This window comes from Pelagibacterium xiamenense, from assembly GCF_021166475.1.
Classification (GTDB): Bacteria; Pseudomonadota; Alphaproteobacteria; order Rhizobiales; family Devosiaceae; genus Pelagibacterium; species Pelagibacterium xiamenense.
In genome coordinates this window covers 922,970-949,825 of sequence record NZ_JAJOYS010000002.1, presented here as the reverse complement: position 1 = coordinate 949,825, position 26,856 = coordinate 922,970, and the positions used below count along the sequence as shown (strand labels likewise).

The following is a 26,856-nucleotide window of genomic DNA, read 5'->3' as shown; positions in this document are numbered from 1 at the left end:
GGGCGCTATCGGGCATATGTGCAGCAATGTACCCGACTGAGCTTCTATCAGGAGATGTACTTTGCTCACACGCAGACGTTTCAATCAATTGACGCTGGCCGGCATGGCCGGACTGGCTACCGGCCCCGTGTGGGCCCGAGAGGCAGCTGCACTGGAACTTGCATTGCGGGAGCCGCGAGGCCTTGCCGGATTGGCCGGTTCAGAACTTCGGCGCGGCCTCATTTGGAACATCATCATGAGGTCCGGTCTTGGACAATCCGTAACCGGCGCGTTCGGTATCGGCCGCGTCGAACGGGGCCGGACGGTGGACGTTTTCGTGTCCAAGCCATTCAGGGTCGCGCCGCGTGAGTCCGAATTTCCGGGCGACAGCTTCTTTCCCGGCGACAGCTTTTTCCCGGGGGACAGTTTTTTCCCCGGCGACAATTTCTTTCCTGGCGACAATTTCGTGCCGGGCGCACGGCTTGAAGCGGCAATAGAGCTCCGGGCTCCCGACGGTCTCATGCGGACTGAGGAACAAACCGGATTTTTTCTCGCCATGATGGATGCCCGCGGAGAGGCGTCGTGTGCGGGCCTCTATCTTCCCACGACAGCAGGCTAGGAGAAGGCGGTGGCGGTACCTAAATACATGGTCGTATCTTCCATCGTTGGCGGTCTGGTGCTTGCCGCAGGCGTTGCCGCGGTTGCATTCAGCCAGCAAAAGGTGGCCGGTGGCGTCCCTCCGGGCGAATTACAGGTCGTCATCCGTGCAGAGGAAACCGATAGCGGCGTTTGCAGACCCGAAACCATCGCTACTGTCAACAAGCAGGAACAGGGTTTTTACGCCCTCTATGGCGATGCGCGCTATAGCGATACGCGCGACGGCACATCGACCCGGTTGCCGCTGCAATGGGTCTTTACGGGCTGGGACGATGCGGGCATGTCGGAGGTTCGGACCGCCACCGGGATCAACACCGAAACGGCCTGCGCTGATTTGAAGATCGCCTACGAGATCGAGGAGTGCTGGTACGATCATTCAAATCGTGAGCCCAGGGCCTGTCCCGCAATCCACATCGAGGGTGACGGGTTTGCGGAGATCGTGATCGAGGAGGATCGAAGCCAGGACCTTCCTGAACCTGAGAAAACTCAGTAATCCGGCGGGTTCATCGGCTGTTCCGGAGCAATTGACCCCTGTGCCGGGAGTGCCCTTCTCCCCGAAGCGCAAGTGCCCACGTCACGCCATAGGTTATCAGTGCGGCCGCGAACCCCGCGAAAGCGGCATAGTTCAGATCGACGCCGACAAGGATCAGGCTGACCGCCACGCCCAGATTCAACGAGATTATCGCGGCGGCGGCACTGAGCCGCCGCCAGATCAGTGCGGCAAGAACCGCGGGCAGGAAAACCACCAGCGAGCTGAAGGCGGCGATGATCGAATTGAGCAACGGCCCCATCGTGTAGGCGGCAACGGCCAGAACGGCAAATAACACCAATACGATCAGCTGGAGTTGCCGCAGTGTGTAGCGTGTGCGCTCCAGACTGGTGACCAGCGGCATGACGAACGTGTCCATCGTCGACATGAGCACTGCGATCAGCATTACATCGGCCAGCCAGGTCCATTGAGCCGGCATGGTCGCCCGCAATACGGCAAGAACCTCTTCATCAGCGTGGCCTTTGAGCCCCAGCCAGACAATGCCAAGATAGCAAAACAGGCATAAGGGCGCCGCGAGCAAAAAGGCCCGGCGTGCAACCGCCGGCGCCCGGGCGGTTGCCATTCGTTGCCAATTGTCGACGGCAAGGACCGCGCTGACCGGAATAAACAGCCAGATGCCGAAAAGCAGCGGCAACTTGTAAGGGCCAAGGTCGAACACATTGTCGATATGCGGCACGTCACCGGCATTCGTGACCGTGAGCAGGCCAATGCCCACGAGTATGACAATGGCCTGAAAGATATCGGTTTCCGTCGCCACGCGATAACCGCCAATGGCGGTGTAAATCCCGGTGAGGGCGCTCGCCAGAACGAGCGCGACCAGGTTCGAAACGGGCATGATCGTTGCCAGGATCGTGGCCAGCGCCAATAGCTGCACCGCTGTGCGCAGAAGGAAAACGAAAGCAATCGGGATCCAGATCGCCAATGGGTGGCGGACACCATGGGCCGCTACGATGAGATCGACCAGTCCATGAACCCCATACTGGCTCGACTGCCGGTGAACCACAGGCGCAATCACAGCGCAGATGACAAGACCGAGCGCATATGCGCCGGCCAGTGAAACGCCAAGTATCGGACTGGCATCCGAGAACAAGAGGAGCGCGACGAACGTGCCGGCCCCGATGTTCCCGCAGACAATTCCCGCAACGGTCGCAAGCGTTCCGGTACGGCCAGAATTGAAGATGAAGTCGGCCCGCGTCGTATTGCGTGCCCGCACGAGCGCATAAACAAGCGGCGCGAACAGGACGAAGATGACTGGGCCGAGTTCAAACATGTCAGCGGGCAACGGCATTCAGGATAACTACCACTCCCAACAGTCAAATCGCCAGTAGTTGTTCGCGCAGAACCCCGTTTCCTGTTTTCCTTCGGACGGCTCTGCCTGGTCCCTCATTTGGGGGACCTCGTTGTGCCCGTGCCCGGCTACATCAATGACCCGGCGCACAAGGCATCGCGTGGAGGCATCCGGGACCAGATATGATCACAACCATTCTCATTATCGCCGCTGGTATACTCATATTCATCTTTCTGCAGAACCGGTTGGCGGCCGCCAAGAACGCCGTGACGACCGGCTATTCGGGGATCGACGTCCAACTCAAGCGCCGTCACGATCTCATTCCTGCGCTGGTCGACTCCGTGCGGGGCGCGATGGCGCAGGAAAACCGGATCTTCGACGCGCTCATAGACGCGCGCCGTGCTGCAATGAGCGTGCGCGGTAGCGACATCGAGGCCGTTCAGACTGCGGAAGGCGAATTGTCCGCCGCGCTGCGCGCCTTTATCGCCTATTCCGAGGATACACCGGAAGTCAGTTCAACGGGCAATGTCCGCGAGCTGCAAAAGCAGTTGGAAGAAGCCGAAGACCAGATCAGCGCTGCCAGGCGGCTCTACAATGCCAATGTCGAGCGCTACAACACCCTTCTTGATGCCATTCCCACCAACTGGATCGCCCGCGCCATGAGGCTCGACCATGCCACGCCGTTCACCCTCGTCGGCGCAGAGGCGGAAGCCGCGCGTGCGTTGCCCAGAATCGAACTGCCGGGGGGCTCATGAACGCGCGGCGGCACTGGGATCCGTTCGAAGGCGAGATTGCGGTAGAGACCCCGGATATATCCAGCATCCGCTCGGGCATCGTGCTCCCCATCTGGCTGAAACGTCTCCCCCTTCCAGCCGCGCTACTCGCCCTGATCTGGACGATGGTGGCCGGCTTTGCCGGCGACGGCTTTCCCTTCATTCCCGTCGCGGTCACGACGCTGGCCTTCGGCGCGATCTTTCTGGTGGACCTACTTGAAAACGCCGATGGCCGCCGGACGTACCGCAGGGTCCGTATCGCGCAGGACAAGGGCTGGTCCTATACCGGAACATTCCTCGAATGGCAGATCGAACGCACCCCGGTCCGTGACTCCGGGGGCAATTACGAGCGTCGGTCCCAACGTGTAAAGCCGCCGCGCCTGGAAAGGATCGAGGCGCATATTCCCGAATTGACGAAGATGCAGGCCGGATCCTTCATGGGGGTGCGGCTCGATGGTGAGTTCTGGGGCGAGAGTGCCCAAGACGGCCTGCCCTTGTGGATCGCGGTGGGGGCGAGGCAGATGGAAGCGGGCCTCGGCACACGCGAGATGCGGCAGGACGCTCGCGGCGGCAAGGGCGGCTTCGGCCAGTTCTTTTCATTGCTCGGGGCCTATCGGATCGGCCGGAAAACCGGCATCCGCGCGGTGATCCGCCCTGAGAATATCGTCAACAAGGGGCCACTGGATCGCGACATCAAGACCGAGTCGATTCAGTTCAACGAGAGATTTCATATTTCCGGACGCCCCGTGGCGACAGGCGGCGGCAGCGATGTTTCGCGGGAAGTTCTGCAAGTACTCACACCGGCCACCCAGACGACCATGCTCGACCTTGGGGCCCGCTTTCATAATGTCGGGTTCATCCTTGCAGACGACGTTCTGTTCTTCATGGCGCAGGACAAGCTGGTTGGAGAGAATGCCTCGGAGGGCGGCATCGACCGCCTCCTGCCCGGCATGCTGGAAGAATTCGAAGCCGCCAAACTTTCCATCAAACGCTACGTCGAATGATCGCGCGGGATCGGCGCTGCGGTCGCCGCAGCGCTGCGCGATATGCCGAAAAATTCCGCTCGTCCGCGGTTTCTCCAAAGAAAACGGGACCTTGCGCGGTTCCGCAATTGAAACTTCCCTCGATTGCCTCACTGCCGCCCGCTTCACTCTCTGCCAGACCTTTTCTATAGTCACGCCCGGGCAGCATGAATGCTGTCAGGTCCATTCAGGCCAAGTTCACACAAGCGCCTGTAGGCAATTACTTGATTGTCTTAAGTGTTTTTTTGAACACCTGACTGGCTTGGGGGATGAATATGGATACGGAATTCCTGGTGGGCGACAGCAGCCAGCCGCTGCTTTTCCGCAAGTGGACCGTTGACCCCGGCAGCAGGCCTGCCGAAGGCCACAGAGCCGTATTTCTGGGCCATAGCCAACCAACCCATTCCGGTATGCTGAACGATCTGGGCGCGGCCTTTCGCCAGCTCGGATGGAACACCTATTCAGGGGATATACGCGGGCACGGCAAGTCCACCGGCAGTCACAACCCGCTCGGGCACCTCGACTATGAAGGGGGCTGGCAGCGTGCCGTCGCCGATATGCGCCTGTTCTTTGAAAAGAGTTTCGCCGGCATCCCCTGGGAACACCGGTTGGTCGTTGTGCCCAACATCACCGCGCTTTTGACGCTTGAGGTGCTCAAGAGCTGGCCCGACCTTGCGCGCCATATCGTCTTGATCTCGCCGCCGCCGAACCAACGCGCCATCGCCATGTTCGGCAAGACCTTCTCGCAGACACGCTGCAAACTCGGCACGGCGGACGCACCCGACGAGCAGTCTCTGCACCATCTTTATGCGTTCCTGGGCTCACATCTGAAGGAGCGCCGTCATCCCGCCGACGTCATGAGCGCCGATCGCGCTCTGATCGATTCCGTGGTTGCCGATCCATTGGGCTGGCCGACCCCAACGCCGGCATACTGGTACAACATTTTTTCGGGCATGCTTTCAGCCTGGAAGTGGCCAAAGAGTGCCTCTGTCGTACCGGGCACGCGCTGCCTGATCCTGTTTGGCGGCGAGGACGCGATGTTGCGCGACGGCGGTTTTCTGCCGCCTGTGGAACGTTTCCTCGAACGCGTCGGCTTTGACGACATCGCGTCGGCCCGCATCGAAGGGGCGCGATCGGCGCTATTTCTCGAGGAGAAGCGCTTCGGCATTGCCGAACGCATCGTTCGATGGGTCGGTGAGGAGTGGCATCCCGAAGAAGAAGGCCCCGAGATCGGCGTCGCCGAGCTCACATCGGAGTTGCTGGCAATGACAAGCGGCCTGGGAGCGTCCGTGGATATGAGCCCCGGAGAGCTTGTCGAACTCTGTTATAACGCCATAGACGACGAAAGCCGATGGAATGAGATCATATATCGCATGATTTACGAGGCCGAACGCTCGGGCGATCTCGCGGAGGCTGCGCTGCATAAGCGTATCCTGTCGCTGATGCCGCACTGGGAGCGTTCGTTCAATCTAAACCGGCAAGTGATGATGAACGCCACTCTGGGCGTTCTGTTACAGTCGGTTATCGAACGGCTTCAGATCGGCGTCGCCATACTCGACGGTGAAGGTGAATTGCTTCATTCCAACCGAACCTATTTCGAGGCGCTTGCGCGATTGTTCCCGGCAAGCGGCCTGTCAGGTTCAGAAAAGGGAGTTGCCAACGCCCTCACCGGCAGGCTGCTCAGGGGCGAGCGTGCCGGTCCCACCAAGCGGATGGGGCATCGCGACACCCTCATTGTCCACGACGACATGCCGGTTGCTGTCCGATTCTACCCCGATGCACTCAAGCAGACGAGCCTGCAACGGCAGGGACCGGCCTCCGTCCTTGTGTTGCGTACCGATCCCGGCGGGGATCTCGAGGCGGATTCGCGTATGGCGCTGGTCGAGCTTGCCTATGGCCTTACCGGCAAGGAGGCCGAAATCGCGCTTCTGATCGCCGGCGGCAGGTCGCCGGAGGAGGCCGCGGAAACCCTGGGCATTCTGGTCAGCACCGTGCGCGGCCATCTCAAGAAGGCATTCTCGAAAATGAACGTCCATAGCCAGTCCGAACTCACCTCACGCCTGTTGTCGGGCCCACTTGGCTGGCTCGGCTGATCGTTCAGCGCCGCATCTCGAAGACCCTGCGCGCGACGCCATCGCCGCCGTTGAACGTCCCCACCGTGATGCCGTAGATCCAGAAATCAGACAGGACGACCAGGTACAGATCGAAATTGACCTCGCCCTCCGGGTCCTGAAATATTCCGCTCCCATGCAGTTGAGGTAACGCATTGACCTCGCATCCGGCTGCCGCGGCAATGTCTGCATTCTGGGCCACATCCGACCCGAAATGCTGCTTGAGGAACGCAGTCACGGGGTCGGAGGGGATATCCTCATCGCCCAGTACGCTGCCCACAGGCAGATCGAAGTTCAGCCCGTTCCGCCAGGGCCGAAGTTCCACTTCACCTTCCGGTATCGGGCCACCGCTGATGAAAAGAGCTGTCTCCGCGAACTCCAACGCCGCGATCTGGACGTCGCCTGGGTCGGGAAGCGGGACGGTCCTCCCTTGCATTGTGAGGATGCCCGGTCCCATTGAAATCTGCCAGTCTCCGGCCAGCCGGGCCTCTGTGACGTCAACCCAGGCATCCGGCGCATCGTGGCATGCCGGGGATACCGGTTCCGATTGCGCGGCGGCAGCACCGGTAACGGCAAGGAATGTCATGATTGCAAAAACACAGGGCTGGAATGGGGCGATCATCTATTCATCCATGATGACGTTGGGATCCTGATCTGGTGATTATCGATTGGGATTGGCCAGGTGCGACATGATCCGCATGGCATCCATCAAGCTGATGCCTATCTCCTCGCAGGCGCCGGGCGCATTGGTTGCACAGGCTGCCAGCGGCCACTCATAGGAAAAGTCGGGCAGCCCCAACCGGTGCAGAGCTTGATGGGGTGTCAATCCCGCGGCGGCACCGTTGCAGCCAAACGCGGCAGCGCACGCCCATAGCTCATCTTCTTCCGGACTGAACGCGGCGATTTCGCCTTCGGTGAACCTGTTCCCGTGGGATGCGTCAGTTTCGTTGGTCAGCACGTCTTCTTCAGTGAAGGACATATCTGCGCCATCCTCGCCCACCTCGTCCTCATCAAAAGCCATGCTGCCGCTGTCCTCTGACATATCCCCGTCGGTGAACGACATGTCTCCGCCCTGCGTGTCCACCGACAGGTCCTGGTCGGGACCCGGCTCGGTGTTATCCGAAAGCGGCTCTCCGTACTGCTCCTGATAGGCCTCGCGGGCTGTTTCGGAGGTGTTGTGTCCGGTTAGAACAAGGGCGTCCTCCTGGTCCACGCCCAGTCCCTCGCATCCCAAACCGGCCGCGCAGGCCAATGCGTCGTGCTCGGCGATGGACGTCTCATCGAAGCTCATTCCATCGTCACTCGATGCATCTTCCTGCCCGGCTTCCACACGGTCGAACAGGCTTTCGTCTCGTTGCGTCTCGTCTCCTGAGCCGGACGGATTGCCGTCGTCGCCATCGACCGGATCTGTGGAATCCGAAAGTGGCTCTCCATACTGCTCCCGATACGCCTCGCGGGCGGTATCGGCGGTATTGTGTCCGGTCAGGACCAGCGCGTCGTCCTGGTTCACGCCCAGTCCCTCGCACCCGAAACCGGCTGCGCAGGCCAGCGCGTCGTGCTCGGCTATCGCCGTTTCGTCGAAGCTCATTCCGCCGCTTTCTGCATCCGGCTGCGGCTCCAACTGATCGAACAGGCTTTCATCGCCCCCCGCTTCGGCCTCGGTAAAGCTCATTTCGCCCTGTGCCCGGGCTGGGGATACTGGAACGGCGCCAAGGGCTATGGCCAGCAGAACAGGAGCGAGTGTGCGGCGTGGCATCATTGCCGGGGCACCTCAATGGCGAAGCGGTCGAACTCGAAATGGCTTTCGCCTGGTTGCGCCTTGTGCCCGTGCCCTGCAAGCAGGCTGGGTGCGCCGGACAGGCGAAGCATCGTGATCGGCTCGGTCGTGTAGGAGAGCGTTTCGCCAGTTTCTGGCATCTGCAGTTCCAAAGACGCTGTGATTTCCCGGCCACGCCGCATCAGGCGCAGTTGTGCACCGTCCCGCCCCAGGGCTTCAACTATGGCATCGGCGCGCGCGCGCCCGTCGTAGCAAACCTCGTCCGCCCACGGTCCGCTGAACAGACTGGTATCGAAAGAGGTCGTTTGTGGGTCGTCCTCGCTGCCTGACAATCTGATCAGCGAGAGATTGAGATAGTTGCCGCAGCCTAAAGGTTCGAGCCACATATAGGCGCCGATTTGCTCATGGGCGGCGCTAAACAACGACAGCAGCAAACTTTCATGCTTGGTTTGCACCTTCATTCTGAATTCCAGAACCAGATCGAAATCGCCTTCGGGAAGCGGACGATCCAGAATGAAACGGTTGGTCGCGTTGGAATTTTTGAAATAGGGAGCGTCGCCAAGCGCGGCCACGAACAGCGCGCCTTCGGGCGTAAACGTGGTGAGTTCGTCAATCGCGTTGTCCACCCGCCATGCCGTATCGAGCGCCGGACCGTCGAAAGTGTCCTCAAAAACAATTTCCGCCGCGGGATCCGGAGCGAGTGCCGGCGTGGAGGAGATGGCGTTCTCCGCTTCGTGAATCGCGTTGTTGACGGCTGTGAGAAAGCTTTGTGCGTCGTTGGCGGGATAGTAGGTGCCGTTCCCGTTCTCGGCGACGCACTGAAGCGCGGCGTGCTCCTCCTCGTTCAGATCGAAGCCAACGACGTGAACGCGCGTATCGATCCCGCTTTCGGCCAGCCTGGCTGCGGCGGCACAGGGATCGCCACCGCAGGTTTCCAGCCCGTCGGATATCAGCAGGACGCTCGAAGGGCGGCCGGATGCGGGCATCGCGGCGGCCGCCTGTTCCAGGGCCCCGGCGATCGGCGTCTTCCCGAGCGGCGAAATACCCTCTATCGCCGGCAGCAGCCTGCCTGGGTCGTAATTGGCGACCGGATAGAGAATTTCGGTATCGGCGCAATCGCCCTCGCGTCGATGGCCATAGGCCATCAACCCCAGATTCATTGCCGGATCGAGGTCTCCCACAATGCCGGATAAGGCCTGCCGGGCCGTCGTGATCTTGGCAACGCCGTCGATCTGTCCCCACATCGACCCGGAAGCGTCGAGAATGACCAGGAGGTTCCGGCCTTCGGGATTGATGCCGTTGCCGGGCAGGTCGCCTTGTTCCATACCGGGGACGATGACGGGGTCGGGCACGATGATGGTTTCGGTGCCGGGAACCACGATCGGGTCGTCGACTGGATTGCCGCATGCGAAGGCGCACGGAATAGGCAGGTCCACGTTCTCAAGGGTTGTTTCAGGTCCGGTTCCGCCACTCAGATCTATTCCCAGATCGTAGGCAATGTCGGCGAGCGACCAGTCGCTTGTGACTGAATAAATATCGGAAATCTGCCACACATTGCCGGGGGGCACTGGCACGAGCGTATAGACGAAGTCCTGGCGCTGCCCGAAATTCTCAAGGTTGACCCGCACCTGCGCCGCGCCGCGCAGGAATGGCGCGTCGGTATCGGCAAAGACCCGGATGTTGGATATCTCGTAGTCCTGCGCGTTATAAACCGGGTCGAACCCGAGCCGCCCCTGCAGTCCGTCCACCGCAAGCCCGTCGAGCACATAGGGCGCGGCGGCTTGCGCATCATTCAGCAACGGACCCTGCATAGTGTCGAGATGGGTCATATGTGCGGCAATGAATTGCTCGACCAGCGCGACTGCCGCATCGATGTCCTGCGCCTGTGCGCTCGCTCCGGACACCGCGAGTAGCGAAATGGACAGGCCGCAAACAGCTATCCTTAGAGTATGAAACATAGGCCGGATTCCCATTGTGTTATTGGCTGCTTTCAGTGCAGCGGCGCCGAGATCGAAAAACTGTCGAATTGTGCGATCGACTCGCCGTTCCCGGCGCGCTGGAATTGCCCAAGCATGAAGGCGGGATTGCCGGCGGCCGTTGTGCGGGCCACCTCTTGAGTCGCTACGCTGACGGGACCGCCTGAATTGTCGCCGAAGGCTGGAAGATCGAATTCGGCCGTGGCGAAATAGCGGAAACCCCGGCGAGACAGGGTCAGCGAGAAGCCGGTTTCGTTGAGGCGTTGCAAAATGGCGTCGCCGATTTCCCGGTTACCGGCATTGCAGGTGCCTGATAGAATGGGGCCCTTGTCAAAGAGATTGTCGTCGAATTCGCTGGTTAACGACTCGTCAAGGTTCGCAACGGGCTGACGGTTGACGATCCAAAGACCGAGATACGGACCGCAGCCGTTGGTGTAGACGTAGAGATTGGCGGCAAGGAAGCTGGTTTCATCCTCATAAAGACCCAGCCAGATGCCTTCTCTACCGGTCTTGGCTTCGAGCAGCCCGGCCAGGGTCATGTCGAAATCGCCTTCGGGCGCGCCGCCAAGCCGGAAGATGTTTTCGCTGCCCTCATTGCGGAAATCGTCGTCGCCGCCCGTCGCGATCTGGTAGACGACCCCGTCCTCGACAACGAACTTGTCGGAGGCTTCCCCCACCACGCTCCATTGAGGTCCTAGCGCCGCGCCGTCGAACCCGTCCTGAAATGGCAGGGAGAGCGGTGCGTTACCTTCGGGCGCGCCTTCCGCAGCTGCGCCGCCTTGATCCGCGGCCGCGAGGGCAAGTTGTTCTTCACCGCTCGGAGCCTGCGCGGGAGTGCCGTGGCCCTGTTGCGACGTCTCGGCGTTACCGTCACCGAAAGTCCAGCCATCGCCCCATATCCGTGTTATCAGAGGGCGGCCGCCCGATTGCGAGAGGGCGAACGCAATCAAACGGACCGTGCCTTGAGATTCCACTGCGGCCTCGAAAACGATGCCGTCGTCCGGCTGATCCTCCGCCACCCGCAGTTCATAATCGTCCACGGCGCCTTCATACGTGCCGCTCAGTGGACGGAAGCCACCTTCGCTGGCCACGATCTCCTCGATGAGTTGGGGAGAAAGGAACGCGCGAAAGGATGTCATCACCTGACGGCCGGCCTCAAGGCCGGCGCCTTGCTGCTCCAACATGGAGTTGATGGTATAGAGTGAGAGGATCACGCTTCTGGCGGCGATGGCGTCGGGCACCTGAATCTGGGCCGATGCCCCCGTCGTCGACGCCGCGACAAGCAATAGGGTCGCCACCAACGCGCGTCCCAGGCCGGTAATGCTGCTTGCAAGCTGCCGGATCATATAGCGTGTTCTCCATCCGTGTCATCGTTCGGTGACCCGGAGCTACACCGCCGCAAACCGGCTGCCGTCCCTCATATGGGGGAGGAAACACAGGGGAACAGACGACATTCCGCTTACCGCGCCACGCCAGCCTGAACCCGCTTTATGGGGCAAGACCGTATTGCACTCACCGTGAATGGGGTGGACGGTCCATCGGGAATTCCTCAGCGGTCGGTTTCGCGCCAGCGCGGGTTGATCCAGGGTTCCGCGTTGTCGGCGGGGCGTAGTGGGCGCCCCAGGATATGGTCGGAGGCCTTTTCGCCGACCATGATCGAGGGGGCGTTGAGATTGCCGTTGGTAATGCGCGGGAAGATCGAGCTGTCAGCGACGCGCAGACCTTCGACGCCGATGACGCGGCACTCTGGATCGACGACAGCCATGGGGTCATCCGCTTTGCCCATCTTGCAGGTGCCGCAGGGATGATAGGCGCTTTCGGCATGCGCGCGGATATGCGCATCGAGTTCGTCGTCACTCTGAACGTTCGCCCCGGGCAGTATCTCTTTGCCGCGATACGGGTCAAAGGCGGGCTGAGCGAAAATTTCGCGGGTGATGCGGATGCAATGGCGAAAATCGACCCAGTCCTGCGGGTCGGACATGTAGTTGAAGACGATCGACGGATCGGCCTTGGGGTCGGCAGATTTAAGTGTCACCGCGCCACGCGAGTTCGATCGCATCGGGCCGACATGGGCCTGGAAGCCGTGGCCTTCGGCTGCCGCTTTGCCATCATAACGGATAGCGATGGGGAGGAAATGGAATTGGATGTCGGGGTAATCGATTCCGGCACGCGAGCGGATGAAGGCTGCGCTTTCGAACTGGTTGGAAGCACCCAGCCCGGTTTTGAAGAACAGCCACTGTGCTCCCGCTAGCGCCTTGCCCCAAAGATTCCAGTGCTTGTACAGGGTGATGGGTTGGATGCAGGCCTGCTGAATATATAGCTCGAGATGGTCCTGAAGGTTCTGCCCCACGCCGGGACGGTCAGCGATGACGTCGATGCCGTGTTCTGCGAGGTGCGCGGCCGGGCCGATGCCCGATAGCATCAGGAGCTTGGGTGAGTTGATCGAAGAGGCCGCAACGATGACCTCACGGGCAGCGTGGACGGTTTCGATCTTGCCGCCACGCTCGATTTCGACGCCGACGCCGCGGCCGTTTTCGATGACGATTCTGCGGGCGAAGCAGCGGAGCAGGTCGAGATTGGGGCGCTTGAGCGCCGGCTTCAGGTAGGCATTTGCCGCGGACCAGCGCCGGCCCTGCCAGACTGTTTGCTCCATCGGCCCGAAGCCTTCCTGCTTTTGTCCGTTGTAGTCGTCGGTCAACTCGAACCCGGCCTGTGCGCCGGCGTCGACGAAGGCCTGATAGAGCGGGTTGGCGCGCGGGCCGCGGGTCACGTGGAGCGGGCCGTTTGTGCCGCGCCAGTCGGGGTCGCCGCCGTGATTGCCGTCGTGCCAGTTTTCCATGCGCTTGAAGTAGCGCAGGACGTCGGCATAGCCCCAGCCTGCGGCGCCGGATTCGGCCCAGTGGTCAAAGTCACGGGCATGGCCGCGGACATAGACCATGCCGTTGATCGAGGAGGAGCCGCCGATCACCTTGCCGCGCGGGACAACCAGGCGGCGTCCGCCGAGGCCTGGCTCGGGTTCGCTCATGAAACCCCAATCGTAGCGGCGCATGTTCATGGGATAGCTGAGCGCTGCCGGCATCTGGATGAAGGGACCGGCGTCGGTACCGCCATATTCGAGGACGAGGACGTTGTGCTTACCGTCCTCGCTCAGCCGGTGGGCCATAGCAGCACCCGCCGAGCCCGACCCGATGATGATGTAATCTGCCTGCACGGAGTTGCCTCCTAGAACGGTGCTTCGACGTCACCCATGGCGACGTAGACGGATTTGAGCTGGGAATAATGCTCGATCGCGGCCCGGGCATTCTCGCGGCCGACGCCGGAGCGCTTGACGCCGCCGAACGGCATTTCGACGGGCGTGAGGTTGTAGGTGTTAATCCAGCAGGTGCCTGCCTCGAGCGCCGCCATCATGCGATGGGCGCGGGTAAGATCCTTTGTGAAAACGCCTGCGGCAAGGCCGAAGTCGGTCGCGTTGGCGCGGGCGAGAACTTCGTCTTCGGTTTCGAAAGTGAGAACCGAAAGGACGGGGCCGAAGATTTCCTCGCGGGCGATGCGCATATCGTCGGTGACGCCGGAGAATAGCGTCGGCTCGACGTAAAAGCCTTTGCCTTCGTGCCCTTGTGGGATGCCGCCGCCAAAGACGAGCCTTGCGCCTTCGGATTTGCCGATTTCGATATAGTCGAGCACTTTCTCGTGCTGTGCCCTCGAGATCAGCGGCCCGATCTGGGTGGTATCCTCGCGTGGGTCGCCGATCGCCGCTTTCGTCGAACGCTCGGCGATGCGGGCGATGAACTGCTCCTCGATGCTTTTATGGACGAAGACGCGGGTGCCGTTAGAGCAGATCTGGCCGGTCGAATAGAAATTGGCGTTGATGGCAGCGGAGACCGCGTTCTCGATATCGGCATCCTCGAAGATGATCAGGGGCGACTTGCCGCCCAACTCCATCGTGACGTGGCGGATGCCCTCGGCTGCGGCGGCATAGACCTTTCTGCCCGTCGGCACCGAGCCGGTGAGCGACACCTTGTCGGTGCGCGGGTGTGTGGCGAGGGCGGCGCCCACGTCGCCATAGCCCTGAACGACGTTGAAAAGCCCAGCGGGCGCGCCGGCCTCAACAAAAATTTCGGCGAGCTTGAGGGCGCAGAGCGGAGTGGTTTCGGAGGGTTTGAAGACCATCGCGTTGCCGCAGGCAAGCGCGGGGGCGGCTTTCCAGCAGGCGATCTGGGTCGGGTAGTTCCAGGCACCGATGCCCACGCAGACGCCCAGCGGTTCGCGCAACGTGTAGGCGAAATCCCCGCCGAGCGGGATGGTTTCACCCGTGAGGGTCGCTGCCAGTCCCCCGAAATATTCGAGCGCCTCGGCGCCCGAGGTAGCGTCCGCTACCCGGGTTTCCTGGATAGGCTTGCCCGTGTCGAGAGTTTCGAGTTGAGAGAGCTCTTCGTTGCGCTCGCGGATGATGCCGGCAGCCCGGCGGAGGACGCGGCCACGTTCAACGGGGGCAAAGCTCGCCCACTCGCGTTGGGCGCGGGCTGCGGAGGCCAGTGCCCGTTCGATGATTGCGGGCGTCGCCGAATAGACCGTTGCGATGGCTGCCCCGGTTGCGGGGAAGATACAGGTGATCTCTTGGCCGGCAGTATCCTCGACATAGCGGCCGTCGACGAAATGGCTGGCCTTGGGCTGAGCGTGCATGGGCTAGTCTCCGCGCGGGAAGCGTTGGCTGTGTTCGAGGTCGTTGAGATCCATGTGGTTGCGCATGAAGCGCTCCGAGGCCTTCTGCAGAGGCTGGAAGTCCCAGGGGTAGTATGCGCCGTTGCGCAGCGCGTCGTAGACGATGCGCCGGCGCGCCTGGCTCTGACGGACTTCGGCGTCGAACCGGGCGATATTCCAGAGTTCCTCGACCTTTGCGGCAAAACGAGCCGCAGTTTCGGCGTGGGCGGGGTCCTGTGCGAGATTCGTGGCTTCGCGCGGATCGGCGTCGAGGTCGAAAAGCTGCGGCGGATCGAGTTCGCAATGAACGTATTTCCAAGGGCCTTCGCGCAGGGCGACCAGGGGTGCATAGGAGGCTTCGGCGGCGTACTCAATGCGAACCGGAGTATCGCGGGTTGCGCCGGTGGTGAGCGGGACGAGGGATTCGCCATCGGTCCACGGCGTGATCTCGGAAAGATCGATGCCGGCGAGCTCTGCGAAGGTCGGGGTGACGTCCAGTGAGCTCACCGGCGTATCGATCCGCCCGGCCGGAAGGTCCGGCGCGGAAATCATCAGGGGGACGCGCACGGAGCCCTCATAGAGACTCATTTTGAACCAGAGGCCCTTTTCGCCCAGCATATCGCCGTGGTCGGAGAGGAAGGCGATGATGGTGTTTTCCTCCTGCCGCGTGGTCCGCAAGGCTTCCATCACTTCGCCAATCTTGTCGTCGAGGTAGGATATGTTGGCGAAATAGGCGCGGCGGGCGCGCCTTATGTCGGACTCGGTGATGTCGTACTCGCGCCAGTCATTGGCATCGAAGATGCGTTGCGAGTGCGGGTCGTGCGCGTCGTAGGGCAGGGCGGGTTCTTCTGGGAGCAGATGTTCGCAGTCCTCGTAGAGATCCCAGTATTTGCTGCGCGCGACGTAAGGGTCGTGGGGATGGGTGAAGCTGACCGTCAGCATCCAGGGGCGATCGTCATTGCCGCGGGCGAGATCGTAGACCTTGCGGGTTGCGTGGTAGGCGACCTCGTCGTCGTATTCCATCTGGTTGGAAATTTCGGCGACACCGGCACCGGTGACCGAGCCGAGATTGTGGTACCACCAGTCGATCCGCTCGCCAGGCTTGCGGTAGTCGGGCGTCCAGCCGAAATCGGCGGGGTAGATGTCGGTCGTCAACCGCTCCTCGAAGCCATGAAGCTGATCGGGCCCGACGAAATGCATCTTGCCCGAAAGCGTCGTCTGGTAGCCCGCGCGGCGCAGGTGATGGGCGTAGGTCGGAATGTCGGATGCGAACTCGGCGGCGTTGTCATAAACCCGCGTGCGATGGGGGAGCTGACCCGTCATGTAGCTCGCACGCGCCGGTGCGCAGAGCGGCGAAGCGGTATAGGTATTGGCAAACCGGGTGGATCGAGCCGCGAGCGCTTTGAGATTAGGTGCGTGCAGCCAATCGGCAGGGCCATCGGGAAACAGAGTTCCGTTGAGCTGATCGACCATGAACACGAGGATATTGGGTTTTCCGGTCACGTCCGCGCGGTCCTTTCCAGCCAGAGATTGAGGTAGTCCTTGACCATGTCCCGCGTGCCTTCGCGGTCGGGCGCCTGGTCTTGCAGTGCGTGGCGGATGTAAAAGCCGTCGATCATCGAAGCGAGGCCCTGGGCGACTTTCTCGGCAGTCCTGTCGTCGAAGAGCTGACGCAGGTTGAACAGCAGGTTGGAGTTTAGGCGCTTGGCATAGATCTGGAGCAGACGCCGCTCGGGGCGGGATTGCAGGGCACGCACGTAAAAGGTCAGCCAAGCGGCGACGATTTCGCGCTCGAACTGGCTTTGCTCGAAGCTCGCATCGATGATGGCGCGGATGCGCTCTTCAGGGGTGTCGGCCAGGCGCAACCGTTCGCGGACAGCGATTCGAAAAGTCTCCAGAACCTGACGCATCGCTGCCAGAAATATCTGATCCTTAGAGCCGAAATAATGATGGGCAAGTGCGGAAGACACACCTGCACGCCTCGCAATCTGGCTGACAGTCACTTCCAATGAACCGGCCTCTCCGATCTCCGCAATCGCCGCGGAAATCAGCGCTTTCCGGCGCAAAATCGGCATACCAATCTTCGGCATATTTGCGACTTTCCCGAGAAAACTGTTTACATCTCCTCCTAATTTGTTTTTGATTGACTCGTCAATCAACAAAATCCGACACCTCAGCCCCTTTCAAAAAAGAGGAGAAGGCTATGATCAAACACGCCGCGACCCTGACCGGCGCGCTGGCTCTTTCGCTGGTCTCGAGTGCAGCGTTCGCTCAAGCCCAATGCACCGAAGTTTCGTTTTCCGATGTCGGTTGGACCGACATCACGACGACGACCTCGGCAACCAAGCACGTTCTCGAAGCACTCGGATACGAGGTCGATGTGAAGGTGCTTTCGGTGCCCGTGACCTTTGCCTCTTTGGAAAGCGACGACATCGACGTGTTCCTAGGCAACTGGATGCCCGCGCAGTCGGCCGCTATCGGCCCCTATCTCGAAAGCGGCGAAGTGGAGACGGTCGCGACCAATCTCGAGGGCACCAAGTATACGCTGGCGGTTCCGGCCTATACCTATGAGAAGGGGCTGCAGTCCTACGCTGACATTGCGGACTTTCGCGACGAACTCGACGAGACGATCTACGGCATCGAGCCGGGCAATGAAGGCAATGCCTACCTGGTGAGCCTCATTGAAGAGAATGCGCACGGGCTCGAAGGTTTCGAGGTTGTTGAGAGCTCCGAGCAGGGCATGTTGGCACAGGTTTCGCGCGCCTATGACGATCAGGAAGACGTTGTGTTCCTCGGTTGGGAACCGCATCCGATGAACGCCAATTTCGATCTGCGCTACTTGCCTGGTGGTGAGGATTTCTTTGGCGGCGAGGGTACGGTCCACACCGTAACGCGCGCCGGTTTCGTCGACGAATGCCCGAATGTGGGGCAGCTCCTCGCGAATCTCTCGTTCACCCTGGAGATGGAGAACGAGATCATGGGCAAGATCCTCGACGAGGGCATGGATGCCGACGATGCCACCCTCGAGTGGATGCAGGCGAATTCCGATCTGCCGCTGAGCTGGCTCGACGGCGTCACCACGGTTGACGGCGGAGATGCGACCGCTGCGGTGACCGAGGCACTCGGACTGTAATCGCTTTACCAGTCCGGCCCGGTGGGCCGGGCTGGTGTTCCATGTCATTTCCAAAAAGGGGGCTGGCCATTGGAATGGCTGACTGAAAACAAGATACCTGTCGGCGCTTGGGCGAGTGCGTTTTTCGACTGGCTGAAGGACAATTTTGAAGGCGTTATCGAGATCCTTGCCGATGGCGCCGAGGCGCTGATCGATGGGCTTTTGTGGCTCCTTCAGACACCGCACCCCTTTTTCATCATTGCGATCTTCGTGGCGCTTACGTGGTTCTTGCAGCGCAACTGGAAGACCTGTCTTTTCGTCGGGCTCGGTTTTCTCTTTATCGTCAATCAGGATTACTGGGAGGAGATGACCGAGAGTCTGACGCTGGTTATCTGCTCATGCCTTGTTTGTATGGCGATCGGCGTACCCATCGGCATTGCCGCGGCGCACCGGCCTCGTATGTACCGGTTCATCCAGCCCGTGCTCGATCTGATGCAGACGCTGCCGACCTTCGTCTATCTCATTCCCGCAATCGTCTTTTTTGGTATCGGGATGGTTCCGGGGCTGATCGCGACGGTGATATTCGTCGTGCCTGCGCCGATCCGGCTGACTTACCTCGGAATTTCCTCGACACCGACGCCATTGCTCGAGGCCGCCGAGGCGTTCGGCGGCACGAGCAGCCAGAAACTGCGCAAGGTCGAGTTGCCCCATGCGTTGCCGCAGATCATGGCAGGACTTAACCAGACCATCATGCTGTCGCTTTCGATGGTCGTGGTCGCTGCGCTCGTGGGCGCCGATGGGCTCGGTGTGCCGGTGGTGCGCGCGCTCAATCAGGTCAACACCGCGCTTGGCTTTGAAAGCGGGTTCATAATCGTCGTGGTTGCGATCATTCTCGACCGTATGCTGCGCATCCAACAGGACAAGACATGAGCAAGGCTGTCGTATTCGATAAGGTCAACATCGTTTTCGGGGACAATCCGGAGGCGGCGTTGCCCCTGATGGACGAGGGCAAGAGCCGTTCCGACATCCAGCAGGAGACGAATCAGATTCTCGGCGTTCACGATTGTTCGCTCGAAGTTGAGGAAGGTGAAATCGTCGTCCTGATGGGGCTCTCGGGATCGGGCAAGTCGACCCTGCTGCGTGCCGTAAACGGGCTTAACCCGGTGGTGCGCGGAACGGTCACTGTTTCGTCCGACGGCTGGTCCTGCGATCCGGCCAGCTGCTCCCAGGATGAGCTTTTGCGGCTGCGCCGGGAATGCGTCGCGATGGTTTTCCAGCAGTTCGGCCTGCTGCCCTGGCGCAACGTCCTCGACAACGTTGCGCTGGGACTGGAGTTGGGCGGCATGAGCCGTGCCGAACGCGAGGAGAAAGTGCGCGAGGAACTCGAGCTCGTGGGTCTTTCGGAATGGGCCGCCAGCAAGGTGAGCGAGCTTTCGGGCGGAATGCAGCAGCGCGTCGGGCTGGCCCGCGCCTTTGCCACCAAGGCACCGATCCTTCTGATGGACGAGCCGTTCTCGGCGCTCGATCCGCTCATTCGTACGCGGCTGCAGGACGAGCTTCTGGAGCTTCAGGCAAAGCTCAAGCGCACGATCATTTTCGTCTCGCACGACCTCGACGAAGCGTTCAAGCTGGGCAATCGGATCGCGATCATGGAGGGTGGGCGGATCGTGCAATGCGGCACACCGCAAGAGATCATAGCCAATCCCGTCAACGCGTACGTCGAGGATTTCGTCACGCATATGAACCCGCTCAACGTCCTGACGGCGGGGGATGTGATGCTGGAAACTCCGATGCCTTCGGCGCAGACCGAAGTGCATGTGGAAACGCCTGTGGCCGAGGTGATCGACAGCCTCTCGACAGGGGCCGAAGTCGTAGGTGTCACCGATACCGAGGGTTCGCCTGTCGGGTCGATCACCAACAAGGAGATCGTTTCGGCCCTCCAGTCCAAAGATCCAAGCACCTGAAACTCAAGCCGGTGCATCGACGTGGCTCGTGTTGAGCCGCGTCGTTCACCGGCGTTAACCCGGTTCGTGCCTTGCTGGCTTCCACCCGGTGGGGGTCAAACTGGCAATCGGGTTGTCAGCTTGATGCACTTGAGGGCGAAATGCGAGTTGATCGCGACAACGCCTGGCAGGTGCAGAAGCTTGCGCTTCAGTAGCCGCTCATACTCCTCGATGGATCGCACCAGGGCCCGGACCACGTAGTCCGTCTCCCCGCTCATCGAGAAGCACTCGACCACCTCAGGGAATTCTGCAACCTCGCGCTCGAACGCTTCCAGCGTATCTTCGTCGTGCTGCCGGAGCTTTACGTTCGCGAAAACGGTGATGCCGAGCCCGAGCTTTTCGGCGTCCAAAATGGCGACGCGCTCGCGGATCACGCCCTCGGCCTCGAGCTTTTTCAAACGCCGCCAGAACGGGGTGTGGGACAGGCCGACCGCGTCAGCCATCTCGGCGATCGAGGCGGTACTGTCGTTCTGAACGACCCTGAGAATCTTGCGATCCATATCGTCCAAAATAATTGTCCTAAATTTGGTGCACGATATAGGAGATGGATACTCGGGTTTGGCCAAAATGGCAAGAAGATAGGTCGCCGTATCCCTCCGTATTAGTTGTATCATGCAGGCTATCGGAATGGTGCTATCTGGGAGGAGGGCAGCATGTCCAACAGGCCGCCGCTGCGCCTGCGTATACCCGAGCCGTGGGCCCGTCCGGGCGACGCGCCGGATTTTTCTCATGTTCGGGTTCCACCGGCCGGGGACGTCCGCCGGCCCGATATTGCCGACCCCGAGGCCGGGATGCGGGATTTGCCCTATAGCCTCATTCGCGTGCTCGACGAGAAGCACAGGGCGGTTGGGCCGTGGGACCCGCGCCTTATGCCAGACGTTTTGAGGCAGGGGCTGCGGGCGATGCTTTTGACCCGGGTCTTCGACGACCGCATGTTTCGCGCGCACCGGCAAGGCAAGACAAGCTTTTACATGCGCTCGCTGGGCGAAGAGGCGATCGGGGCGGCGCAGGCGCTCGTCATGGGGCGCGAGGATATGTGCTTTCCCACCTATCGCATGCTCGCCTGGCTGATGGCGCGGGACTATCCACTGCTCGACCTGTGCAACCAGATTTATTCCAACGAGCGCGATCCCTTGCGCGGACGGCAATTGCCGATCCTCTATTCGGCGCGCGAATACGGGTTCTATTCGCTCTCGGGCAATGTCGGATCACGGTTCGGTCATGCTGTCGGCTGGGCCATGGCGTCGGCCTTCAAGGGCGACGACAAGATCGCCATCGGCCATGTCGGGGAGGGAACCACTGCGGAGGGCGACTTCCACGAAGCGCTGACGTTCGCGTCGGTCTACCATGCTCCGGTCGTCCTGTGCGTCACCAACAACCAGTGGGCGATTTCGAGTTTTTCCGGCATCGCGGGGGGCAACGAGACGACTTTTGCCGCCAAGGCGATCGCCTACGGAATCCCCGGGCTGCGCGTGGACGGCAACGATTTTCTCGCCGTTTTTGCGGCCACCGAATGGGCTGCCGAGCGCGCGCGGACCAATAACGGTCCGACGCTGATCGAACTGTTCACTTATCGTGCCGCCGGCCATTCCACTAGCGACGATCCCACCCGCTATCGTCCCGACGAGGAGGCGCGTCTCTGGCCCTTGGGCGATCCGCTCGAACGTCTGAAATCCCATCTCATTGCCATCGGCGAGTGGAACGAGGACCGGCATGCGGCCCTCACGGAGGAATTGACTGAAACGGTGAAGGCCGCCTCCAGGCAGGCGGAAGCCGTCGGCACGCTCGGGCAATCGAAGCCCAACGTGCGCGAGATGTTCGAGGACGTGTTCCATGAGCCAGACTGGCGCATCCTCGAGCAGCGGCGCGAGGCAGGGGTCTGACGATGCCCAATATGAACATGATCCAGGCGCTCAATTCCGCCCTCGACATCAAGCTGGCGACCGACCCGGACACGCTGGTCTTCGGCGAAGATGTGGGTTATTTCGGCGGGGTCTTTCGCGTGACTGAAGGCTTGCAGCAAAAGCACGGGCTGACCCGTTGCTTCGATGCGCCGATCTCCGAAGGCGGCATCGTGGCAACGGCAATCGGCATGGGCGCTTATGGCCTCCGGCCCATCATCGAGATCCAGTTCGCCGATTATATCCTGCCTGCCTACGATCAACTCGTCTCTGAAGCGGCGCGATTGCGATACCGCTCGAACGGGGAATTCTGGTGCCCGATCACGGTGCGCTCGCCCTATGGCGGGGGGATTTTCGGCGGACAGACGCATTCGCAAAGCCCCGAGGCGATCTTCGCCCATGTGACGGGGCTGAAGACGGTTATTCCGTCCAACCCCTACGATGCCAAGGGCCTGCTGCTCGCTGCGATCGAGGAGGACGATCCGGTGATCTTCCTTGAGCCCAAACGCATCTACAACGGCCCGTTCGACGGCCACTATGACAAGCCGCTCAAGACCTGGGCTGAGCATCCGGCAGGCGACGTTCCGGCAAGGCATTACACGGTTCCGCTGGGCTCCGCCGCCGTCGTGCGCCCCGGCAAGGAGGTGACCGTGCTCGCCTACGGCACGATGGTGCATGTCTCGGCAGCGGCGATCAAGGAGACCGGGGTGGATGCGGAACTCATCGATCTGCGCTCGATCGTGCCACTCGACATCGATACCGTCGTGGCATCGGTCAAAAAGACAGGGCGCTGCGTGATTGTTCACGAGGCCTCGCGCTATGGCGGCTTCGGCGCCGAACTCTCCGCCTTGATCCAGGAGCGGTGCTTTTACCACCTGCGCGCGCCCATCGAACGCGTTTGCGGCTGGGACACCCCATATCCGCATGCATTTGAATGGGACTATTTCCCCGGTCCGATCCGCGTCGGCAAGGCGCTCCAGCATTGTGCGGAGGCGGTAGCATGAAGACCTTTGCGTTCCGGCTGCCCGATATCGGTGAAGGCGTGGCCGAGGCCGAAATCACCGGTTGGTACGTCAAGCCTGGCGATTGGGTCGAGGAAGACCAGACGCTCGTCGACGTAATGACCGACAAGGCGACGATCGACATGACATCGCCGGTAACCGGGACGGTCCTGGCCGTACACGGCGAGCCGGGCGATAAGGTCGCTGTCGGTTCGGTGCTGGTGGAGCTTGAGATCGAGGGCGAGGCTCCAGAAGAATCCGCGCATAAGAATCCGAACGAAGCTCCACCTGAGGCCGCAAAGGCAGAGCTGGAGGACGTCGTCGCCGAACCCTCGGTGCCGGAGGAGGCAAACGGACAGCCTGAGGTCATCCTTGCGTCTCCAGCCACGCGTCGCCGCGCCGAGGATCTCGAGATCGACCTAGCCGACGTGATGGGAACTGGTCCCGAGGGCCGCATCACGGATGCCGATCTCGACGCCTATCTCAAGGACCGCGCGCCTAAGCCCATTGCCCGCGAGCGCCACGGGGTGCGCGAGGTGCGCATCATTGGCTTGCGGCGCCGGATTGCGGAGAAAATGGAAACCTCGGCGCGGCGCATTCCGCATTTCTCTTATGTCGAAGATTGCGACATGACGGCCCTCGAGGGGCTGCGCCGGGAAATCAACGCCGCGCGCCAGGGCGCTCAGCCCAAATTGACGCTGTTGCCGTTCTTCATGCGTGCCCTGGCGCAGCTTTTGCCCGAGTTTCCGCACATCAACGCCCGCTACGACGACGAAGCCGGTGTGCTGCATCAGCATGAGGCGATCCATATCGGCATCGCGACCCAGACCGCGGACGGGCTGGTCGTGCCGGTCGTCCGTCATGTCGAGGCGCTCGATATCTGGGATTGCGCCCGCGAGATGAGCCGCGTGACCAACGCGGCGCGGGAGGGCGCCGCCTTGCGCGAGGAACTGTCGGGTTCGACCATCACGCTGACCAGCCTCGGCGCGCTCGGGGGCGTTGCTGCGACTCCGGTCATCAACCATCCCGAGGTCGCGATCATCGGGCCGAACAAGCTCATGGGACGCCCGGTCGTCATCAACAATCACGTGACGATCCGCACGATGATGAACCTTTCATCCTCGTTCGATCACCGGATTGTCGATGGTTACGATGCCGCCAAGTTTATCCAGCGCTTCAAGCGGCTTCTGGAGAACCCGGCGCTGATCTTCATCGAGCCGCGGACATGGACCTGAGGAGGCACGAGATGACGACCCTGGACTTCGCCCTCGGCGAAATAGCCGATGCCATCCGCGAAACGACCGCTCGCTTTGCCGCCGACCGCATCGCGCCGCGTGCTACCGAGATCGACGAGACCAATTCGTTTCCGCTCGACCTCTGGCCGGAAATGGGCGCGCTCGGGTTGCATGGCATCACGGTGGAGGAGGAGTTCGGCGGGCTGGGGCTCGGTTATCTCGAGCATTGTGTCGCGATGGAGGAGGTCAGCCGCGCCTCGGCCTCGGTCGGACTTTCCTATGGCGCCCATTCCAATCTCGCGGTCAATCAGATCCGGCGTTGGGGCACCGATGCGCAGAAGCGCAATTATCTGCCCAAGCTTATTTCCGGCGAGCATCTGGGCGCGCTTGCCATGTCGGAAGCCGGGTCGGGGTCGGATGTCGTCTCGATGAGTCTGCGTGCGGACAAGAACGGTGATCACTATCTTCTGAACGGCACGAAATTCTGGATTACGAACGCTCCCAAGGCCGACGTGTTGGTGGTTTATGCCAAGACCGATCCGTCGGCGGGTCCCAAGGGCATATCGGCCTTCATCATCGAAAAGGGATTTGAGGGCTTTTCGGTTTCCCCCAAGCTCGACAAGATGGGGATGCGCGGATCCGATACGGCCGAACTCGTCTTCAAGGACTGCAAGGTGCCCGCCGAAAATGTGATGGGTGCGGTCGGGGAGGGGGCAAAGATATTGATGTCGGGGCTCGACTATGAACGCGTCGTCCTCGCGGCAGGGCCGCTGGGGATCATGCAGGCGTGCCTTGATGCTGTGCTGCCCTATGTCCGCGACCGCAAGCAGTTCGGCAGGCCGATCGGTGATTTTCAGCTCATGCAGGCCAAGGTCGCCGACATGTATGTCGCGCTCAATTCCGCACGCGCCTATGTTTACGCGGTGGCGAAGGCCTGCGATGCCGGGCGGACGACCCGTTTCGATGCAGCCGGTGCCATTCTCCTGGCTTCTGAAAACGCGGTGAAGGTTTCGCTCGAGGCTGTGCAGGCGCTCGGCGGCGCCGGTTACACTAAGGAGTGGCCGGTCGAACGCTACGTCCGCGACGCCAAGCTTTACGATATCGGCGCGGGTACCAACGAAATCAGGCGTTTCCTCATCGGCCGGGAGTTAATCGCCGGATGACTGCGCCCATTCTGCCTGCATCCGCCAATCGCGCCGATCCCGGTTTCGTCGCCAACGCCGAAAAGAATCGCGCATTGGCGGAAGACTTGCGGCGGCGCGTGGCGGAGGCCGCGCTTGGCGGCCCTCAGGCCGCACGTGAGCGTCACGTCGGACGGGGCAAGATGCTGCCGCGCGAACGCGTTGAGAACCTCCTCGATCCGGGATCGCCTTTCCTCGAGATCGGCCAACTCGCGGGCTACGGATTATACAGCGGTGAGGCTCCGGGGGCTGGGTTGATCACCGGGATAGGCCGCGTTTCCGGGCGCCTCGTTATGATCGTTGCGAACGATGCGACCGTTAAAGGCGGGGCCTACTTTCCGATCACGGTCAAGAAGCATCTGCGGGCGCAGGAAATCGCGCTGGAAAACCACCTGCCGTGCATCTACCTCGTCGATTCCGGAGGCGCGAACCTGCCTTATCAGGCAGAGGTCTTCCCCGACCGCGACCATTTCGGCCGCATCTTTTTCAACCAGGCGCAGATGTCGGCCAAGGGCATTCCGCAGATCGCGTGCGTCATGGGCGCGTGCACCGCGGGAGGCGCCTATGTTCCCGCCATGTCGGACGAAACGGTGATCGTGCGCAATCAGGGGACCATTTTTCTCGCCGGCCCTCCGCTCGTCAAAGCAGCGACGGGCGAAGTCATTTCGGCCGAGGAACTGGGCGGGGCTGAAACGCATGGCAAGCGGTCCGGTGTGGTCGATCACGTCGCCGACAACGATGCGCATGCCCTGACGATCGTACGCGACATCGTTTCGACGCTTGCGGCCGGTCCCGAGCCCGCGCTGGATGCTATCGAGCCGCCGTTGGCAGACGGCGCCGATATGCTCGGCCATATTCCCAAGGACGTACGTGCGCCCTATGACGTGCGCGAGGTGATCGCCCGCCTCGTCGATGGCTCGCGCTTTCACGAGTTCAAGGCTGGCTACGGGGCAACGCTCGTTTGCGGCTTTGCCAACATCTGGGGGATGCGCGTCGCCATTCTCGCGAATAACGGGGTGCTGTTTTCGGAAAGTGCGCTCAAGGGCGCTCATTTCATCGAACTGGCCTGTCAGCGCCGCATTCCGTTGCTTTTCTTGCAAAATATCTCCGGCTTCATGGTCGGCGGCAAGTACGAGGCGGGCGGGATTGCCAAGGATGGCGCCAAGCTCGTTACTGCTGTTGCCACGGCGAGCGTACCCAAGATCACCGTCATCATCGGCGGCAGTTTTGGGGCGGGGAATTACGGCATGTGCGGCCGGGCCTTCTCCCCGCGTTTTCTTTTCACCTGGCCCAACGCGCGCATATCGGTGATGGGCGGCGAGCAGGCCGCTTCGGTGCTGGCCACGGTGCGGCGCGACGCGCTCGAAACGCGGGGAGAAGACTGGAGCAACGAGGACGAAGAGGTGTTCAAGGATCCCATTCGCGCCCGCTACGAGGAGGAGGGCAATCCCTATTACGCCGCCGCGCGGCTGTGGGACGATGGCATTATCGATCCGCTGCAGACCCGCGATATCCTCGGGCTCGCTTTCAGCGTCACGATGAATGCGCCGATCCCAGAGCGCGCGCAGTTCGGCGTCTTCAGGATGTAG

23 protein-coding genes are annotated in these 26,856 nt (G+C 61.4%); 13 read left to right on the top strand and 10 right to left on the bottom strand.

Features of this window, described 5'->3' with window-relative positions; genetic code table 11:
* Window positions 1–235 precede the first annotated feature (235 nt).
* Together LSG43_RS12415 and LSG43_RS12410 are read left to right on the top strand one after the other, a co-directional pair.
* Window positions 236–598, top strand: a complete 363-nt coding sequence (locus tag LSG43_RS12415) for a hypothetical protein (protein ID WP_231804536.1) — start codon at window positions 236–238, stop codon at window positions 596–598.
* A 9-nt stretch (window positions 599–607) separates the two neighbouring features.
* The gene (locus LSG43_RS12410) at window positions 608–1,129 is read left to right on the top strand and encodes a hypothetical protein (protein WP_231804534.1); all 522 of its coding nucleotides are present in this window, start codon (window positions 608–610) and stop codon (window positions 1,127–1,129) included.
* A gap of 10 nt (window positions 1,130–1,139) precedes the next feature.
* Here the strand turns inward: LSG43_RS12410 and LSG43_RS12405 are convergent, their stop codons facing one another.
* Window positions 1,140–2,474 carry a sodium:solute symporter family transporter gene (locus LSG43_RS12405; RefSeq protein ID WP_231804532.1) on the bottom strand — a complete coding sequence of 445 codons (1,335 nt, stop codon included), beginning with the start codon at window positions 2,472–2,474 and terminating at the stop codon, window positions 1,140–1,142.
* A 182-nt stretch (window positions 2,475–2,656) separates the two neighbouring features.
* Between LSG43_RS12405 and LSG43_RS12400 the strand changes: the two genes are divergently transcribed.
* The 3 genes from LSG43_RS12400 to LSG43_RS12390 all read left to right on the top strand — a co-directional run bounded on the left by LSG43_RS12400 (window position 2,657) and on the right by LSG43_RS12390 (window position 6,362).
* Complete coding sequence (locus LSG43_RS12400; RefSeq protein WP_231804530.1) at window positions 2,657–3,229, top strand: LemA family protein; 573 nt, start codon at window positions 2,657–2,659, stop codon at window positions 3,227–3,229.
* The gene (locus LSG43_RS12395) at window positions 3,226–4,251 is read left to right on the top strand and encodes a hypothetical protein (protein WP_231804528.1); all 1,026 of its coding nucleotides are present in this window, start codon (window positions 3,226–3,228) and stop codon (window positions 4,249–4,251) included. The genes LSG43_RS12400 and LSG43_RS12395 overlap by 4 nt, the downstream gene beginning before the upstream one ends.
* 293 nt (window positions 4,252–4,544) lie before the next feature.
* A complete protein-coding gene (locus LSG43_RS12390; RefSeq protein ID WP_231804526.1) occupies window positions 4,545–6,362 on the top strand; it encodes a serine aminopeptidase domain-containing protein in 1,818 nt (605 codons plus the stop codon).
* A 4-nt stretch (window positions 6,363–6,366) separates the two neighbouring features.
* Here LSG43_RS12390 and LSG43_RS12385 read toward each other — a convergent pair whose 3' ends face one another.
* The 8 genes from LSG43_RS12385 to betI all read right to left on the bottom strand — a co-directional run bounded on the left by LSG43_RS12385 (window position 6,367) and on the right by betI (window position 16,924).
* Window positions 6,367–7,002: a hypothetical protein gene (locus LSG43_RS12385; RefSeq protein WP_231804524.1), complete on the bottom strand. Its 636-nt coding sequence runs from the start codon at window positions 7,000–7,002 to the stop codon at window positions 6,367–6,369.
* Between the two features lie 39 nt (window positions 7,003–7,041).
* A complete protein-coding gene (locus LSG43_RS12380) occupies window positions 7,042–8,052 on the bottom strand; it encodes a hypothetical protein (RefSeq protein ID WP_231804522.1) in 1,011 nt (336 codons plus the stop codon).
* Window positions 8,053–8,135: 83 nt separating this feature from the next.
* Window positions 8,136–10,115 carry a vWA domain-containing protein gene (locus LSG43_RS12375; RefSeq protein ID WP_231804520.1) on the bottom strand — a complete coding sequence of 660 codons (1,980 nt, stop codon included), beginning with the start codon at window positions 10,113–10,115 and terminating at the stop codon, window positions 8,136–8,138.
* A gap of 32 nt (window positions 10,116–10,147) precedes the next feature.
* On the bottom strand, window positions 10,148–11,479 hold the full coding sequence (locus LSG43_RS12370; RefSeq protein WP_231804518.1) for a hypothetical protein: 1,332 nt from the start codon (window positions 11,477–11,479) through the stop codon (window positions 10,148–10,150).
* A 203-nt stretch (window positions 11,480–11,682) separates the two neighbouring features.
* Entirely contained in the window at window positions 11,683–13,296 is a 1,614-nt protein-coding gene (gene betA / locus LSG43_RS12365) for a choline dehydrogenase (RefSeq protein ID WP_231804705.1), read from the bottom strand.
* 59 nt (window positions 13,297–13,355) lie between these two features.
* The gene (gene betB, locus LSG43_RS12360; protein ID WP_231804516.1) at window positions 13,356–14,816 is read right to left on the bottom strand and encodes a betaine-aldehyde dehydrogenase; all 1,461 of its coding nucleotides are present in this window, start codon (window positions 14,814–14,816) and stop codon (window positions 13,356–13,358) included.
* 3 nt (window positions 14,817–14,819) lie between these two features.
* Window positions 14,820–16,337, bottom strand: coding sequence for a choline-sulfatase (betC, locus tag LSG43_RS12355; protein ID WP_231804514.1), 1,518 nt, complete (start codon window positions 16,335–16,337; stop codon window positions 14,820–14,822).
* Complete coding sequence (betI, locus tag LSG43_RS12350) at window positions 16,334–16,924, bottom strand: transcriptional regulator BetI (RefSeq protein WP_231804703.1); 591 nt, start codon at window positions 16,922–16,924, stop codon at window positions 16,334–16,336. Before betI ends, betC begins: the two co-directional genes overlap by 4 nt.
* 113 nt (window positions 16,925–17,037) lie before the next feature.
* On the opposite strand from betI, the gene choX reads away from it, so the two are divergent.
* The 3 genes from choX (at window position 17,038) to choV (ending at window position 19,910) form a co-directional block, all read left to right on the top strand.
* A complete protein-coding gene (gene choX / locus LSG43_RS12345) occupies window positions 17,038–17,967 on the top strand; it encodes a choline ABC transporter substrate-binding protein (RefSeq protein ID WP_231804512.1) in 930 nt (309 codons plus the stop codon).
* A gap of 69 nt (window positions 17,968–18,036) precedes the next feature.
* A complete protein-coding gene (choW, locus tag LSG43_RS12340; protein WP_231804510.1) occupies window positions 18,037–18,876 on the top strand; it encodes a choline ABC transporter permease subunit in 840 nt (279 codons plus the stop codon).
* Entirely contained in the window at window positions 18,873–19,910 is a 1,038-nt protein-coding gene (gene choV / locus LSG43_RS12335; protein ID WP_231804508.1) for a choline ABC transporter ATP-binding protein, read from the top strand. Before choW ends, choV begins: the two co-directional genes overlap by 4 nt.
* A gap of 95 nt (window positions 19,911–20,005) precedes the next feature.
* Here the strand turns inward: choV and LSG43_RS12330 are convergent, their stop codons facing one another.
* On the bottom strand, window positions 20,006–20,449 hold the full coding sequence (locus LSG43_RS12330) for an Lrp/AsnC family transcriptional regulator (RefSeq protein WP_231804701.1): 444 nt from the start codon (window positions 20,447–20,449) through the stop codon (window positions 20,006–20,008).
* Window positions 20,450–20,602: 153 nt separating this feature from the next.
* Here LSG43_RS12330 and LSG43_RS12325 point away from each other — a divergent pair, with 153 nt between their 5' ends.
* From LSG43_RS12325 to LSG43_RS12305, 5 genes are read left to right on the top strand one after another with little or no spacing between them, the layout of a single operon-like run.
* Complete coding sequence (locus tag LSG43_RS12325) at window positions 20,603–21,832, top strand: 3-methyl-2-oxobutanoate dehydrogenase (2-methylpropanoyl-transferring) subunit alpha (protein ID WP_231804506.1); 1,230 nt, start codon at window positions 20,603–20,605, stop codon at window positions 21,830–21,832.
* Between the two features lie 2 nt (window positions 21,833–21,834).
* Window positions 21,835–22,854, top strand: coding sequence for an alpha-ketoacid dehydrogenase subunit beta (locus LSG43_RS12320; protein ID WP_231804505.1), 1,020 nt, complete (start codon window positions 21,835–21,837; stop codon window positions 22,852–22,854).
* The gene (locus tag LSG43_RS12315) at window positions 22,851–24,086 is read left to right on the top strand and encodes a dihydrolipoamide acetyltransferase family protein (RefSeq protein ID WP_231804503.1); all 1,236 of its coding nucleotides are present in this window, start codon (window positions 22,851–22,853) and stop codon (window positions 24,084–24,086) included. Before LSG43_RS12320 ends, LSG43_RS12315 begins: the two co-directional genes overlap by 4 nt.
* An 11-nt stretch (window positions 24,087–24,097) precedes the next feature.
* Window positions 24,098–25,249 carry an isovaleryl-CoA dehydrogenase gene (locus tag LSG43_RS12310; protein WP_231804501.1) on the top strand — a complete coding sequence of 384 codons (1,152 nt, stop codon included), beginning with the start codon at window positions 24,098–24,100 and terminating at the stop codon, window positions 25,247–25,249.
* Window positions 25,246–26,856 carry a carboxyl transferase domain-containing protein gene (locus LSG43_RS12305; RefSeq protein WP_231804500.1) on the top strand — a complete coding sequence of 537 codons (1,611 nt, stop codon included), beginning with the start codon at window positions 25,246–25,248 and terminating at the stop codon, window positions 26,854–26,856. Before LSG43_RS12310 ends, LSG43_RS12305 begins: the two co-directional genes overlap by 4 nt.